The organism is Sphingobacterium sp. MAE (genome assembly GCF_056711605.1).
This window is the reverse complement of the sequence record NZ_CM160044.1, coordinates 1,172,784-1,185,221: the sequence shown is the minus strand read 5'-3', so window position 1 is coordinate 1,185,221 and position 12,438 is coordinate 1,172,784. Positions and strand designations below refer to the sequence as shown.

General features: G+C 34.8%; 11 protein-coding genes and 1 other RNA gene. 7 read left to right on the top strand and 5 right to left on the bottom strand.

The features are described 5' to 3' along the window. Positions 1 to 110: 110 nt before the first annotated feature. The 3 genes from AC06G9_RS05035 to AC06G9_RS05025 all read left to right on the top strand — a co-directional run bounded on the left by AC06G9_RS05035 (position 111) and on the right by AC06G9_RS05025 (position 2,353). A complete protein-coding gene (locus AC06G9_RS05035) occupies positions 111 to 485 on the top strand; it encodes a hypothetical protein (protein WP_480957625.1) in 375 nt (124 codons plus the stop codon). Between the two features lie 130 nt (positions 486 to 615). Then, positions 616 to 1,626 carry an acyltransferase family protein gene (locus tag AC06G9_RS05030; protein WP_480957624.1) on the top strand — a complete coding sequence of 337 codons (1,011 nt, stop codon included), beginning with the start codon at positions 616 to 618 and terminating at the stop codon, positions 1,624 to 1,626. 64 nt (positions 1,627 to 1,690) lie between these two features. Continuing rightward, the gene (locus tag AC06G9_RS05025; protein ID WP_293923474.1) at positions 1,691 to 2,353 is read left to right on the top strand and encodes an HAD family hydrolase; all 663 of its coding nucleotides are present in this window, start codon (positions 1,691 to 1,693) and stop codon (positions 2,351 to 2,353) included. Between the two features lie 106 nt (positions 2,354 to 2,459). On the opposite strand, the gene AC06G9_RS05020 is transcribed toward AC06G9_RS05025, so the two are convergent. The 5 genes from AC06G9_RS05020 to argS all read right to left on the bottom strand — a co-directional run bounded on the left by AC06G9_RS05020 (position 2,460) and on the right by argS (position 8,461). Further along, positions 2,460 to 3,875 (bottom strand): sigma-54-dependent transcriptional regulator, encoded by a 1,416-nt coding sequence (locus tag AC06G9_RS05020; protein WP_045752426.1) that lies wholly within the window; start codon positions 3,873 to 3,875, stop codon positions 2,460 to 2,462. Between the two features lie 57 nt (positions 3,876 to 3,932). After that, positions 3,933 to 4,313, bottom strand: an RNA gene (gene rnpB / locus AC06G9_RS05015) — RNase P RNA component class A. Positions 4,314 to 4,381: 68 nt separating this feature from the next. After that, positions 4,382 to 5,575 carry a BaiN/RdsA family NAD(P)/FAD-dependent oxidoreductase gene (locus AC06G9_RS05010; RefSeq protein ID WP_480957623.1) on the bottom strand — a complete coding sequence of 398 codons (1,194 nt, stop codon included), beginning with the start codon at positions 5,573 to 5,575 and terminating at the stop codon, positions 4,382 to 4,384. A 10-nt stretch (positions 5,576 to 5,585) separates the two neighbouring features. Beyond that, a complete protein-coding gene (locus tag AC06G9_RS05005; RefSeq protein WP_248754582.1) occupies positions 5,586 to 6,668 on the bottom strand; it encodes an oxidoreductase in 1,083 nt (360 codons plus the stop codon). An 8-nt stretch (positions 6,669 to 6,676) separates the two neighbouring features. Beyond that, entirely contained in the window at positions 6,677 to 8,461 is a 1,785-nt protein-coding gene (gene argS, locus AC06G9_RS05000; protein WP_293923468.1) for an arginine--tRNA ligase, read from the bottom strand. Positions 8,462 to 8,570: 109 nt separating this feature from the next. Between argS and AC06G9_RS04995 the strand changes: the two genes are divergently transcribed. The 4 genes from AC06G9_RS04995 to AC06G9_RS04980 all read left to right on the top strand — a co-directional run bounded on the left by AC06G9_RS04995 (position 8,571) and on the right by AC06G9_RS04980 (position 12,420). Beyond that, entirely contained in the window at positions 8,571 to 9,962 is a 1,392-nt protein-coding gene (locus AC06G9_RS04995; RefSeq protein WP_045752429.1) for an arginine decarboxylase, read from the top strand. A gap of 128 nt (positions 9,963 to 10,090) precedes the next feature. Further along, complete coding sequence (locus AC06G9_RS04990) at positions 10,091 to 10,507, top strand: VOC family protein (RefSeq protein ID WP_052627464.1); 417 nt, start codon at positions 10,091 to 10,093, stop codon at positions 10,505 to 10,507. A gap of 172 nt (positions 10,508 to 10,679) precedes the next feature. Then, the gene (locus AC06G9_RS04985) at positions 10,680 to 11,000 is read left to right on the top strand and encodes a GNAT family N-acetyltransferase (RefSeq protein WP_045752431.1); all 321 of its coding nucleotides are present in this window, start codon (positions 10,680 to 10,682) and stop codon (positions 10,998 to 11,000) included. Positions 11,001 to 11,106: 106 nt separating this feature from the next. Continuing rightward, the gene (locus tag AC06G9_RS04980; protein ID WP_248754584.1) at positions 11,107 to 12,420 is read left to right on the top strand and encodes a DEAD/DEAH box helicase; all 1,314 of its coding nucleotides are present in this window, start codon (positions 11,107 to 11,109) and stop codon (positions 12,418 to 12,420) included. Positions 12,421 to 12,438 lie beyond the last annotated feature (18 nt).

Below are 12,438 nucleotides of genomic sequence, written 5' to 3'. Positions count from 1 at the left end.
GAAATAAAAAAAGCCGAGGTAGTTTTTAAAAAAATACTAAACAAATTTTTATTATTAATTGTTTTTGACTATATTTAAGTAACCGATTATAATTAATTAACAACTGAACTATGCAAGCGTCTTTAGAATATGAAATTTGGGATATTATTGTCAATAGTGCCAAAACAAAGTTTGATTATAACCACATCCTATCCCTATTCAAACAAACTGATAGTGAAATTATTGACAAATTTTTATTTCATATATTGGTAGCATTTGCCTGTGGTGAAGAACATGAAACTATATCAACGAATCTCTTCAATGAATTACAGCAAATTGGATTTGACTGTACCGAACATCAAATTGACGAGTTTATTGCGGATAAACATGAAAAATTAAGCCTTGAAATTTATGCAACTTATATTGCGTTTTCCCTGTTAGAAGATGAAGAGGATACTACAACAATTACGGCAACAATACAAGAATTACTGAGACAACCCGAATAAATCGTATCTATTTTTTAGACCAATATTACCTTTCATATAGGGGACATCTATCGTGTTAATAGGATTACACTATCCTATGGAATTTTTTGTGCATAAAATTTAACAGATTTACTACCTTCGCAAATAAAAAATGATGATTGAGAGGGACAGATCGATTGATATTATACGTGGTTTAGGATTAATCTGCATTATATTGGCACATGTCAACCCTCCATTCTTTATTTTTCAAGTTCGAAATTTTGATGTACCACTAATGGTGTTTATCTCAGGTTTTTTATTTGGCGATAAAAATCAAGAATTTAAATCCATTGCAGACATTACCTCTTATCTATGGAAACGATTTGTTCGTCTTGTAGTACCTGTTTGGGCTTTTCTAACCCTATTTTATAGTATTCAATACTGCTTTCCCTATTTATTCAAGGTCGACTACACACAATATCCGCACATCATCCTATCAAGTTATATGTTAATGGATGGATTCGGATATGTTTGGATAATCCGTATTTTTTTGATGATCGCTATTTTAGGACCATTATGTAGCAATTTCATAAAAAATAAATGGCAGCTATTATTATATTATGTTATCTATGAAATAGTAATCCACTATTCAAAAAATCTCTTTGAGCCTACTGTACAGAGATATATAGATCAATTTGGCTCTTATAGCTTGGGGTTTCTTCTTTTTTTTATGCTCGGAGCACAATACAAAGATTATACTTCAAAGACCAAAATTACCTTATTTATGACCTGCATGGTCATAACTATTCTAGGAATGGCATATACTATATTTTACTTAGATAAACCATTTGATATTGGATCACTTAAATATCCACCACGTTCATTTTATATTTATTATGCTATAATTATTTTTTCGATTATATTTTGGATAAAACCCCGTCTCAGAAATATAAACGTTACCATTTTAAATTTTATCGGATCATCTACTATTTGGATTTATCTATGGCATATCTTGTTTATATTTTTAATCAATTTTAAACATTGGTATTTAAATTGGATTATTATTATCATTTTTTCCATGGTATTAACATATTTGCAGCAGAGGATTGTAAGTAAGGCCATCACTTATTTCCAGCTATCAGATACAATCTCGAAACAGCTTCGGATAATTTTTTGTTCATAATTTCATTTATGAATAACAAACATTATAGAAGGGTAATTTAAGGTCAAAAATGTACCTTAGCACTATGAATAGTTATGCCGTTATTTTCGATATGGATGGAGTTATATGTCACACCAATCCTTATCATGCTAAAGCTTTTGATGCTTTTTTCAAAAAATATAATATTGAAAGCAGTGAAAAAGAATTTGAGGAACATATGTATGGTAAACATAATAGTTATATCATGCAACATTTTTTCAAGAGACCTATATCTGCTACTGAATTAAAACAACTAGAATTTGAGAAAGAAGAACTTTTTAGAACCATTTACAAAGATGAAATCACTCCAATACCGGGTTATATAGAATTCTTAACAGAGCTGAAAAACTATAATTTTAAAACAGGTGTTGCCACCTCTGCACCAAAAGAAAATATGGATTTAATATTAGATGGCTTGGGTCTTCGTTCTAAAATGAGCTCTATATTATGTAGCGAGGATGTTACCGCCCATAAACCAGATCCAGAAGTATATTTAAAATCGGCTTATAACTTAGCAGTAGATCCAAAAAATTGTGTCGTATTTGAAGACTCCTTTTCAGGAATTACAGCTGGGCTTAATGCGGGGATGACCGTTGTAGCTGTGCTATCTTCGCATAGTAAAGAGCAGTTACCCATATGCCATGAATATATCAATGATTATACAGAAATATCTGCAAATAAAATATTAACATTATTAGAAAAGGCTTAACAGAGCTTAGTTTGATTATTTTACACCATAAAAAAAGTAGCAAACAAATTTGCTACTTTTTTCATGGTGTATTGAATATTTCAATATCTAATATAAAATCTTATAACTAATCTCTTTTAAGACCAAATTTTTCAATCTTACTGTATAAATGACTACGTTGAATATCTAAATCATCGGCTGTTTTAGAAACGTTCCAAGTATTTTTCTCTAATTTGTACTTAATAAATTCTTTCTCAGCAAAATCTTTAAAATCTTGAAAAGAAGCAAAATTATCAAGATCTACCTTACTACCATTTTGGTTAGATTGGCTAGCTCCGTTACTTGGATGACTCGTAGTAGATATTGCATTGACGGTATTAGAAGGATTGGCAAATGCAATAACATCTCTATCAGTGATTGATTTATCACTTAAAATAATCAAGCGTTCAATCATATTACGTAACTCTCGAATATTTCCTGTCCACGGAAGATTGCACAACTCTTTTAATGCAGCTGCAGTGATTTCCTTTACCGGAACACCATATTCATTACAGATCTCTTCACAAAAATTCTTAGACAACAAAGGTATATCATCAACCCGTTCTGTTAGTGAAGGTACGTGAATCAAAATTACAGAAAGACGGTGATACAAATCCATTCTAAAATTTCCAGCATCGATCTCTTTAAATAAATTTTTATTTGTTGCCGCTACAACACGTACATTGACATCAATTTCTTTGTCTCCACCTACCCTTGTGATCTTATGCTCTTGCAAAGCGCGTAGTACTTTAGCTTGAGCCGAAAGACTCATATCACCAATTTCATCTAAAAAAAGTGTTCCATTGGTGGCAAGTTCAAATTTACCAAGACGTTGTTTAATCGCAGAAGTAAAAGATCCCTTCTCATGTCCAAAAAGTTCTGATTCAATCAGTTCAGAAGGAATTGCAGCACAATTAACTTCAATTAAAGGTCCTTCTGCACGATTAGATTTCTCATGAATCCATCTTGCCACCAACTCTTTACCAGCACCATTTGCACCAGTGATAAGTACACGAGCTTCGGTAGGTGCAACACGATCGATGGTTTCTTTGATCCGACTGATAGCCTCAGATTTACCAAGAATTTCTTTTGTTTTGTAACTTGTAACTTTTCTCTTTAAAACTTTAGTTTCCGTTACTAAAGAAACTTTTTCCAGACCATTTCTAACCGTAATCAGTAAACGATTCAAATCCAATGGTTTTTCCAGAAAATCAAAGGCGCCTTTCTTAGCCGCTTCAACAGCTGTTTCTATAGTACCATGACCCGAGATCATGATAAAAGGAAGATCTGGATTTATTTTTTGAGCTGTTGCCAAAACTTCCATACCATCCATCTTATTCATCTTAATATCACAAAGAACAAGATCAATTTTTTCCTTTTTAATGATTTCCAAGCCGTCACTACCGTTATCTACATCCAGTATATTATAATCTTCATATTCTAAGATATCTCTTAGCGAATTTCTGATTGCCCGTTCGTCATCAATAATTAATATGGTACTCATAAATAAGTTTTATTACTCCTCTTTAAAGATTATTTAAATTACTGGTAATATAGTAAAAAAGAAGCAAACCTTATAAGCCGGGTTCTGTAAACCGAAAAATCGGAGTTTCTACCATTTATCTAGGCTAGTCATCACTAACTAGCTCCATCAACCTACCCATTACGAATCTTAGCCAAAGCTAAAAGAAGACGAGCAGCCTTCGAATTTCGCAACCTATTTGGTCTTTCAACACACGAGGTTTACCGTAATGCATGTCGCCATACAAGACTGTGAGCTCTTACCTCACATTTTCACCCTTACTCCGAAAAGCGGTATATTTTCTGTGGCACTTTCTGTCTACTAAGTCAATAGCATCCTTCCCGTTAGGAAGCGTGTTGCTCTGCGTTGCCCGGACTTTCCTCTCCTCCTTTAGGGAGCAGCGATAGAACCAGTTTGCTTCTTCTGCAAAGGTAGGATTTAGATTGATAAATATTCGCTTAAAAAAAAGAAAAGAATGAAATTTTGTATCATATCGCCTGTGCAATTGCATAACCAGATGCCCAAGCCCATTGAAAATTGTATCCTCCTAACCACCCCGTAATGTCTACGGCCTCACCTCCAAAAAATAAGCCACTTACGTTTTTACTTTCCAAAGTTTTAGCGTTCAGCTCTGCTGTCGAAACACCTCCACGCATCACCTCAGCTTTATCATAACCCTTATCGCCTGCTGGCTTAACTTTGAATTTATGAATCGTATCTATGATTAAATTGGCGTCTACTTTGCTTAGAGAAGCTATTTTAGTATCTAATGGCAGAAATTTACCGAGGGCTTCTACCATTCTTTTTGTAAAATAATCATTCAAGATATTCGAAACCAAACGTTTTCCACCTTCATTACGTTCATCTTTGATTATTTTATCCAGTTGAAACTGAGGCAAAAGATCAATATAGAACTCTTCTCCAGCACGCCAATAAGATGAAATCTGTAGAATCGCCGGACCACTTAAGCCCCAATGCGTAAAAAGGATGTTCTCTTCAAAACTAATCTTATGATTATAAACTCTAGAAAAAACTGAATTACCAGCTAAAGAAGCATACCAGTCGGCCTCCTTTCCTGTAATAGTTAGAGGTACTAAAGCAGGTGCGGTAGGTACAATTGCCATCTCAAATTTCTTAGCCGTACGAATAGCAAAATCAGAGGCCCCCAACTTCGCGACAGGTAAACCTCCGCTGGCCATAACAACCTTCTTTGTCGTTAACTGCTGAACGCCCTTTTCACTTTCCACTGTTAAGACAAAGTCATCTTCAAGCTTTTCTATAGCCTTAACAACCGTGTTTAATCTTATATCCTGATCCGTTGCAAATAAAATCTTAGTAAAAACGGCTACAACATCTTTAGCCTTATTCGAAGAAGGAAATAATTGTCCCAACGTTTTCTCCTCACCAAATATACCATGCGACTCAAAAAAACTCAATGTATCATCTACCGTCCATTGACTAAATGCAGATCTTAAAAAATCTACATTCTCGGACACAAAATTATCGATGTCAGTACCCAAATTGGTATAATTACACCTTCCTCCTCCAGAAATTAGTATCTTAGCCCCAACTTTATCATTTCGCTCAATTACTAAAGTTCGCTTACCTAATAATCCAGCTTGAGCAGCACACATGAGCCCACACGCCCCTCCCCCAACTATAATGGCATCATATTGCTTCATATTTATATTATTAATAGCCTATTAGTTCATTATCTAATGAAATGACACGACGTTCCGCCTGACTTTTTATCCCCAGTTCGATAATACGAATAACATCACGGCCTTGTTCTGCCGTAACAATTAGAGGAGTTTTCCCAAGAATAGCATCTGCTATATTTTGGTAATAATCAGGATAGCTGCCTAATTTCGAAGTAACGGTCTCTTCGAGATCTTTCCCATTATAAAGCAAATTCAATTTACCATAAATAGATGGATCCTCTTTGCCCCAATTAGGATGCTCATCAGGAAACACACCCGCACGTAATAACTCCTCTTGAGGATCAACACCATTTTTCAAGAAGTTTCCGTTTAATGCAAATACAGTGTATCGCGGAGTCGGCTCTTTAGCAAGCATCCCTCCTTTCAAAGAAACACGCATTTCTGGATAGTAAAGGAGTAATTCGAAATTATCAATTGCCCCCGCTCCAGGTCTTTGAATAGTCAAATCTGCAAATACAGCATTTGGTCTCCCGAAGAGTTGTAGCGTCTGATCAATTAAATGCGCTCCAAGATCATAAAAGATTCCTGAACCTGGCAGATTATCTTCTCGCCACGCACCCGGTCTAAGATGGTTACGGAAACGATCGTAACGAACTTCAAAATTCTTGATCTGCCCAAGTCGTTCGTCCTTAATCACCTCTTTGATCGTTCTAAAATCTGAGTTAAATCTTAAATTATGGTACACAGATAGAATTTTACCGCTTTCTTTTGCCAATGCGATCAATTCATCAGCCTGTTCAGATGTATTGGTAAATGGCTTTTCGACTACCACATGTTTCCCTGCTAGCAATGCCTGCTTAGCAAAAGGATAATGCATATCGTTTGAGGTCGCGATAACGACTAAATCAATAGATTCGTCATTTAATATATCATCAATATGATCCACAGCTAATGCTGTAGGATACTTTTCACTTACAATTACTTTTTGTTCTGCTTTACGAGCAGTTATTTTCACTAATTCAAGTTCAGGAATGGATCGCATAACCGGAGCATGAAACACTTGTCCTGAAATACCAAAACCAACTAAACCTACACGAATTTTCTGAGTCATCATCTTTTAAATTACATACGTTCAGGAACTTCAATTCCTAATAAATTCATGCCTTTAGCGATAATTTTTGCAGCTGCTGCTGAAAGATGCAAACGGAAGTTTTTGACTTCTTCAATTTCTGCTTTCAAAATCGTCTCCTCATGATAAAACTTGTTGTACAATTTCGCAACTTCATAAATGTAGTTGGACATCTGAGCAGGGCTAAATTCTTGAGCTGAAATCGCAATAATATTCGGAAAATTTCCTAAACTCATGATTAAGTCTCGCTCGTAAGCCGATATAGACGCAGGAACCGATATTGCTGACAACTCATCAAAGTTTGCCTTTGAAAGCACGGATTTGATACGAGCATATGTGTATTGAATAAACGGACCTGTATTCCCTTGAAAATCAACAGATTCCTTTGGATCAAATAATAATCGTTTCTTAGGATCAACCTTTAATAAGAAATATTTCAATGCTCCCATACCGATGGTATTATATAGTGCATTTTTATTTTCCTCAGACAGACCTTCCGTTTTACCCAATTCCTCCGTGCGCTCTTTAGCTGTTTGAATCATCTCATTCATCAAATCATCAGCATCAACAACAGTACCCTCACGAGATTTCATTTTGCCAGAAGGTAGATCAACCATCCCGTAAGATAAGTGAAATAAGCCACTAGCCCAAGATTTGCCCAATTTTTTCAAAATTAAGAACAATACCTTAAAATGATAATCTTGTTCATTCCCTACAACATAAATAGAATCATTCATATTGAATTCATCGTATTTCAATTGAGCCGTACCTAAATCCTGTGTAATGTACACTGAAGTCCCGTCTCCACGCAAGACGAGCTTTTCATCCAATCCTTCATCCGTTAAGTCAATCCATACAGAATTATCCTCCTTTTTGAAGAAAACACCGCTATCTAATCCTTCTTGAATAATATCCTTTCCTAGCAAGTAGGTATTTGACTCATAATAATACTTATCAAAATTAACACCTAACTGATTATACGTTTTTTCAAAACCTGCGTATACCCAGCTATTCATTGTTTTCCAAAGATCAATCACAGCCTCATCACCAGCTTCCCATTGCTGCAACATCGCTTGTGCTTCTTTTATCAATGGTGCATTCTTCTTAGCCTCATCTTCAGTTTGACCTTCAGCTTTGAGTGTCTCTATTTCTTTTTTATATTCTTTATCAAAAACAACATAGTATTTACCTACCAAATGATCCCCTTTCATACCTGTCGACTCAGGAGTCTCTCCATTTCCAAATTTTTGCCATGCAAGCATCGATTTACAAATATGAATACCACGATCATTTACCAAATTTGCTTTGATCACCTCATAACCATAAGCTTTTAAAAGTTCAGCAACAGAGTACCCTAACAGGTTGTTACGAATATGTCCTAAGTGAAGCGGTTTATTGGTATTTGGAGAAGAGTACTCCACCATTAACTTTTTACCATTTGATGGAAATACGCCAAAATCACTTTTCACGATTGTTTCATTTAAAAGAGAAATCCAATATTCATCAGCAAGACAAATATTTAAAAATCCTTTAATAACATTAAAATCTGAAATAGCTGTAATTTGACTTTTCAAATATTCACCTATCTCTGTACCGGTCTGCTCAGGAGATTTCTTAGAAAATCGGGTAACAGGAAAAGTTACAATTGTAATTTGTCCTTCAAACTCTTTGCGTGTCTCTTGTAAAGCAATTTGATTTTCAGAAATATCTGCATTATAAAGCTGTTTTACAGCTTGAACAGTGACTTCAATAAGTCTGTTTTGAATAGAATTCGCCATGTAATGATTATGTAAAATATGCAACTCCCTGATATAGAATACAAAAATAATTCACCTTCCCTGTTCTTGTATTCATATTGAAAGTATATCTTTGCAAAAATAATAAAAAATGCAGAGCTATCAGGAATTTCTTGACCTAAGTGTTGGTTTTCCGCAAGACGGATTCGAAATCATCGACGACGAATTGTATTTCCACGATTTGAATTTAATGGAAATGATAGAAACGTACGGTACGCCGTTGCGTTTTACTTATTTGCCAATCGTCAGCAAAAAAATTCAACAAGCGAAAATTTTGTTTCAAACCGCAATTTTGAAACACAACTACAGAGGGTCCTACAAATATTGTTATTGTACTAAATCTTCCCACTTCAAACATATTGTTGAAGAGGCATTGAAGAATGAAATTCACTTAGAGACGTCGTCTGCATTTGATATGCCGATGATTGACTCTTTAGAACGTCAAGGTACCGTAACAAAAGACATTACAGTAATTTGTAATGGCTTCAAAACATATCAGTACAAACAGTACATTATTGATATGATCCATGATGGGTATAAGAATATTATCCCCGTCTTAGATAACAAAGAAGAATTCAATCTCTATGATGATGAAATTGAACTGGAAGAACCATGTGCTTTGGGTATTCGTATCGCTTCAGAAGAGCAGCCAGACTCCCAGTTCTATACATCAAGATTAGGCATTCGTATTGAGGAAGTTATAGAATTCTATAATAACAAGATCGCCAACAACCCTAACTTTAAGGTTAAGTTGTTACATTTCTTCATCAATTCAGGTATATCGGACACACCATACTATTGGAATGAGCTAGAAAAGTATGTTACCCTATTCTGTAAGTTTAAGAAAGTAAACCCAGATTTAGATACGTTAGATATTGGTGGAGGTATGCCTTTTAAAGATTCTCTAGTTCATGATTTCGATTATGAATATATGGTCAATGAGATTGTGAACAGAATCAAGCAGATCTGCGCGCAGCATGAAGTAATGGAGCCTGATATTATCACCGAGTTTGGCAAATATACCGTTGCAGAAGCTTCAGGCATTTTGTACAAGGTATTAGGCAGAAAATTACAAAACGATCGTGAAAAATGGTTTATGATCGATGGTTCATTTATCACAAATTTACCAGATGTTTGGGCTTTAAATCAAAAATATATCCTACTTCCCATCAACAATTGGGATTCAGAATACGAGCGCGTTAATTTAGGCGGTATTACATGTGATGGTCAAGATTACTATAATCAAGAAGCACATACCAGCTCTGTTTTTATGCCCAAAACACGTAAGTTACAGTATTTAGGTTTTTTCCACACAGGAGCTTACCAAGATGTACTAAGTGGATATGGAGGTATTCACCACTGCCTGTTACCGTCACCAAAACATGTACTTATTCGTCGTAACCGCGACGAAACATTTAATTATGAAGTATTTGGTGAAGAACAAAATTCAAAACAAGTTATGAAACTATTGGGCTACCAATAAGAGCGTAGACAACAGATAATAAAAAGGTTAGAAATTTTCATTTCTAACCTTTTTTGTTTTATTTAATATCTGTTATTCATGATTAATTTGTATTTTTAGGTGTATAATACTTTAACGCAACCATAGTTATGACAGATTCAATTTATAATTGTTTATGGTTTGATGGTCAAGCCCAAGATGCAGCAAACTTCTACTGTTCAGTATTTAAAGATGGAAAAATCATTTCCTCCAATCCTTTGGTCGTTATTTTTCAAATTAATAACACTCGATTTATGGGACTAAACGGAGGTCCATCTTATAAACCTTCCGATGCTGTCTCATTTGTTGTTGAATGTGAAGATCAACAAGAAATCGATCACCATTGGAACATGTTGACCGCAAATGGCGGGCAAGAAAATATGTGTGGTTGGTTAAAAGACAAATTTGGATTTTCTTGGCAAATCATACCAAAAAAAATTCATGTACTCATTTCAAATCCAAAAGCAATGGAAGCTTTGGTGAAGATGAAAAAGATTAATATTAAAGGATTAGAAGAGGCGTCATAAGACAAAGTATTTAATGGCATGAGCACAAAAGCTATTCCTTATAAATCGCTCTCGTTATAACTGTCCTCATATCCAATGTTATTTAGACCGTAACCACAGAAAAATAATTATTTGTCATGTAAAACAATAACAATACGATTGTTATTATGCTATATAAATAAACAACAATACTATGAAAGAAGAATTTATCAATCTATCCTTAACTAAAAATGATCAAGTGAATCATTTTGAGCTTCATATAGGAGAGTATCAAGCTTTTATTGCATTCAAAGAAAGACCTACCAAAATTTGGCTTATACATACGGAGTCCGATCCACAACTGGCCGGCCAAGGAGTCGCAACTGCAATTATTGAAAAAACACTTCACTATTTAAAAGATCATCATTACACACTGTTTCCTCTATGCCCTTTAGTATATGCCTATATTAAAAAGCATCCTGAATGGAAAGCAATAGTGGATCCCAGTTTTGAAGGATTCGAACAAGATAAGTAGGTATAAATCTTATTTTTAGCTGAAATATAAAATAAATGTTTCAACAAATTACAACTGCAATCCATAAAATTAAGTTACCTTTGTCGCTTACAAATAAATAATTAGATTGCAATTTCAAGATTTAAAACTCATAGCTCCAATCCTTAAGGCATTGGAAGCTGTTGGATATACTACTCCTACCCCAATTCAGGAACAAGCAATTCCAATCATTTTTAGGAAAAATGATTTATTAGGTTGCGCTCAAACAGGAACCGGAAAAACTGCTGCTTTTGCTATTCCTATACTTCAAATGTTAAGTTATTCAAAAGTTAAAACTGCGAAAAAAAATATTCGTGCTTTAGTTTTAACACCAACACGCGAACTGGCGATTCAAATTGAAGAAAACTTTAATCAATATTCAAAAGATCTTCCACTCAAAAGTCTTGTAGTTTTTGGAGGTGTTGGACAACAGCCACAGCGCGATGCCCTAAAAAGAGGTGTGGACGTTCTTATTGCTACACCAGGTCGCTTATTAGACTTATATGGTCAAGGTTATATCGATTTAAAACACTTAGAGTTTTTTGTTTTGGATGAAGCTGACCGTATGTTAGATATGGGATTTATACATGACGTAAAGAAGCTAATTAAAATAATACCTGAAAAAAGACAAACATTATTTTTCTCAGCAACAATGCCACCTGAGATTCAAAAATTAGCAAATCATATTCTTGTTGATCCTATCAAGGTCGAAGTCACTCCAGAATCTACTACCGCAGAAAAGATCCAACAAGAAGTTTATTACGTTAAGAAAAACGACAAAAAAGATTTGTTAATCCATGTTTTAAAGGAGAAAAATATAAATCACGTGTTAGTTTTTTCTAAAACTAAACATGGTGCAGATCGTATCGTTAAAGATCTTGCAAAAAAGAATATTCAATCTGCGGCCATTCATGGAAATAAATCTCAAAGTGCCCGTCAAAACGCCCTTAAAAACTTCAAAGACCGCACCCTACGCGTATTGGTTGCTACCGATATTGCAGCACGTGGTATTGATATCGATGAGCTGGCATTTGTAATCAACTATGATTTACCCAATATTCCTGAATCATATGTACACAGAATTGGCCGTACAGGTAGAGCTGGTAAAGATGGTCAAGCGATTTCATTCTGCGACGAAGAAGAATATGCTTTTCTATTAGATATTCAAAAATCAATTCGTATGGAAATTCCTTTAGTGGAAAAACATCCCTACGCATTACATATCTCCGGAATAGCACCAAAAAAGCCTGCTGCAGCGAAGAAATCAGGAAGACCAGCATCTGCAGGCAGAAATGGACAAAGCTCTAGTAATGGAAATACTGGTGGAAATAGAAGAAGAACCTCATCAGGTCCAAGATCCGAAAATAGAAATAGAACTACTTCTAGAAGAAGAGATTCTTAAATAGAGAAATACAAAAAA

What these genes read in the sequence shown, in the direction of transcription:
- AC06G9_RS05035 (WP_480957625.1), top strand. Translation starts at nt 111, where the DNA reads ATGCAAGCGTCTTTAGAATATGAAATTTGGGATATTATTGTCAATAGT.
- AC06G9_RS05030 (WP_480957624.1), top strand. Translation starts at nt 616, where the DNA reads ATGATGATTGAGAGGGACAGATCGATTGATATTATACGTGGTTTAGGA.
- AC06G9_RS05025 (WP_293923474.1), top strand. Translation starts at nt 1,691, where the DNA reads ATGAATAGTTATGCCGTTATTTTCGATATGGATGGAGTTATATGTCAC.
- AC06G9_RS05020 (WP_045752426.1), bottom strand. Translation starts at nt 3,875, where the DNA reads ATGAGTACCATATTAATTATTGATGACGAACGGGCAATCAGAAATTCG.
- AC06G9_RS05010 (WP_480957623.1), bottom strand. Translation starts at nt 5,575, where the DNA reads ATGAAGCAATATGATGCCATTATAGTTGGGGGAGGGGCGTGTGGGCTC.
- AC06G9_RS05005 (WP_248754582.1), bottom strand. Translation starts at nt 6,668, where the DNA reads ATGATGACTCAGAAAATTCGTGTAGGTTTAGTTGGTTTTGGTATTTCA.
- argS (WP_293923468.1), bottom strand. Translation starts at nt 8,461, where the DNA reads ATGGCGAATTCTATTCAAAACAGACTTATTGAAGTCACTGTTCAAGCT.
- AC06G9_RS04995 (WP_045752429.1), top strand. Translation starts at nt 8,571, where the DNA reads ATGCAGAGCTATCAGGAATTTCTTGACCTAAGTGTTGGTTTTCCGCAA.
- AC06G9_RS04990 (WP_052627464.1), top strand. Translation starts at nt 10,091, where the DNA reads ATGACAGATTCAATTTATAATTGTTTATGGTTTGATGGTCAAGCCCAA.
- AC06G9_RS04985 (WP_045752431.1), top strand. Translation starts at nt 10,680, where the DNA reads ATGAAAGAAGAATTTATCAATCTATCCTTAACTAAAAATGATCAAGTG.